The sequence below is a fragment of the Bremerella sp. JC817 genome (assembly GCF_040718835.1).
In the GTDB taxonomy this organism is placed as follows: Bacteria; Planctomycetota; Planctomycetia; order Pirellulales; family Pirellulaceae; genus Bremerella.
This window is the reverse complement of the sequence record NZ_JBFEFG010000174.1, coordinates 1-2,422: the sequence shown is the minus strand read 5'-3', so window position 1 is coordinate 2,422 and position 2,422 is coordinate 1. Positions and strand designations below refer to the sequence as shown.

Below are 2,422 nucleotides of genomic sequence, written 5' to 3'. Positions count from 1 at the left end.
TTCACAGCTAGCCTCTTCATCCGCCCCCTTTCACGGCTCCGGCAGCACATCTGGCCGCTCGAACGGTCGTTCCATCGACACACCACAACTCGGTGTCGATCGCTCCTGCGTCCACGTGAGCAGAACGCAGCAGATCCAGGATTTCATCGAGCGTTCCGTCCTGGTTCCACGTCGCGAACAGGTCGTACACCGTACCCCATTTACCGAACACCTCCGGCAGATCACGCCAGGGAGCCCCGGTTCGCAGAATCCACAGAATGCCATCGACCACCATCCGTCGATCGACTCGTGGCCGGCCTGTGCGAGCAGGCGGCGGAAAGATGCCAGCAATCAATTCCCATTGATCATCGGTAAGGCAATGGCGTGCCATGATGGACCTCTATGTGTTGAAAAGAGAATGTGCTCTTCAACGGTTGGAGGTCCGGAATTGAAAGTCAAATTACCGTTTTCTGACAGTGCCTAGTAGGTAGCACAATGAAACACTACGCAAATTGGATCTCACAACGAACGCTGCCAATATACGCTACGGTCATCTTTGCGTTATGCCTGCCCAACTTCGGGTGCAGCGACCCCGAGAAGCATTATCAGTTTCGACCACTTGAGCTCACTCTTAATGGGATACTTTGGAAGGGAGTGGCCGTTACGTCATCAAATATAGCGGGGGAGCAATTTGGTGAGATGCTGTTCATCCGCCGCGATAGCACACCTGAGCCCTGCTGTGTCAGCACAACCAAGGCAGGTGTTTCAGTCGAGAATTCACTCGGCGAAGGGAAAATCTATCCGGTTGGCTCAATTGTATTTGCCGAAGAGGATGAAACAGTAATTGTGCTTAAGAAGGTATTCGCTATCCCTGTTGATCGACAGTCGTCGGATAAGGCAATTGAATCGATATTTGCAGATGCCGTGAAGGCAATAGAGTCGAAGAACCTGGGTGCTGTGCAAAAAGTAAAACCACGAATTTGACCTGGCACAAAGATCACTTGGTTCCATCCCTCCAAAGCCAAAGGTGATGATGCGACAACGAGTGTAAGGCCGCGATGAAGGTGTTTTGCGCCCGAGTTAAAGTGAATATGCGGCCGTTCCATGTGGTAGGGCTTGACGCACTCTCGCGCGATGAAGTCGAAATACAATCTTCCAAGTCTTCCGGCAGGGTGGCACTGCTGAGCCATTTACTCCCCCGTGTGCCACTGGCTTCTAGCCAGTGCGAAGCAGGGACCAGGTCGACAACCTGGTTCAGTCATCAAGACACTGGCCAGCGGCCAGTGGCACACCTAAGATGCGGGAGCGGGAAATGGTGGTTGGCAGTGCTACCCAGCCGATGGCAAGATTGATGGCTATGAGGCCCCCAGCAAGTCGCAGACTGACAATGAAATATTAGATAAACTTGAAGACATTAAAAAGGAACTGGGAGATCTTGTTGGAAAATGCAAATTGACAAATATTCCATCAAAGCACTCCGGAAAGCCGATTCCCAAGGATCTGTAAGTTCACCATGAGATCGGAACCGACCATATATTGCTTAGTGCTGTACGACGATTTTGAGCTAACGTCCTCTGCTTGGTTGAAGTGGATCACTTTTGCCCAATCGATTTTCCGCTTAGCGGACTTGGCAATTTCACACATGTCTTTTAAAGGAGAGGCGTCGAAGGGAGAGAAATACGTGACTTATCCCCGAACGATTTCAAATCTGATGCGTCAACTCGAGGAAAGAAACCCCGTTGAGTGGGTATCTCTGATGTACCTTCCTGACGACTACAACCAGGCGATATTTGATTTTCACCTCAATTTAAATGCGAGACATGATCAACGAGGGATCTACGCAAGAAAGGAAGTGATTGAATCAATCGGCTTGCCTAGGCTTCACAAGCAAGTAGAACAATACCATCCCCTTGAAAAGTACCTGGAGGCTGAAGCATCAAGACCAGAGTCCCTGTTTACATTGACTCGTGGCCTCGCCGATGCCAGCGACTACGAGTCCTTGAAGATTTTCAATGACACACGCAGTGGCAAGTAACCTGCAAATTGTTGGTAAGTTTAGATATCTGTGATACCCAACACTGGCGGGGTGGCACTGCTGAGCCATTTACTCCCCCGTGTGCCACTGGCTTCTAGCCAGTGCGAAGCAGGGACCAGGTTGCAACCTCATTCAGCAGCAAAGCCACTGGCCAGAGGCCAGTGGCACACTTAATATGCGGAAGCTGGAAATGGTGGTTGGCAGTGCTACCCGGCCGTGAGGACACTCACGAGATACCAGTTGTCATAACCACGACAAGGCGATGTCTGAAGTGGACCCCAATTTTCGGACCACGGGAGCCGGTTTCTTAAGTGGATTGCTGGGCTCCAAGTCGCTGGCTGGTGTGGACGGTCCACGGGGTTCGATTGCCTAGCGACTGGTGAGGGCGTTCGTGGCTATAGAATTTGA

The 2,422-nt window shown here is 51.2% G+C and carries 3 protein-coding genes; 2 read left to right on the top strand and 1 reads right to left on the bottom strand.

What is annotated here, in order from left to right; translation table 11 throughout:
* Positions 1-16 precede the first annotated feature (16 nt).
* Positions 17-370 (bottom strand): IS5 family transposase, encoded by a 354-nt coding sequence (locus AB1L30_RS00830; protein WP_367011446.1) that lies wholly within the window; start codon positions 368-370, stop codon positions 17-19.
* 104 nt (positions 371-474) lie between these two features.
* Here AB1L30_RS00830 and AB1L30_RS00825 point away from each other — a divergent pair, with 104 nt between their 5' ends.
* Together AB1L30_RS00825 and AB1L30_RS00820 are read left to right on the top strand one after the other, a co-directional pair.
* Entirely contained in the window at positions 475-963 is a 489-nt protein-coding gene (locus AB1L30_RS00825) for a hypothetical protein (protein WP_367011445.1), read from the top strand.
* Between the two features lie 529 nt (positions 964-1,492).
* Entirely contained in the window at positions 1,493-2,014 is a 522-nt protein-coding gene (locus AB1L30_RS00820; RefSeq protein ID WP_367011444.1) for a hypothetical protein, read from the top strand.
* Positions 2,015-2,422: the final 408 nt, after the last annotated feature.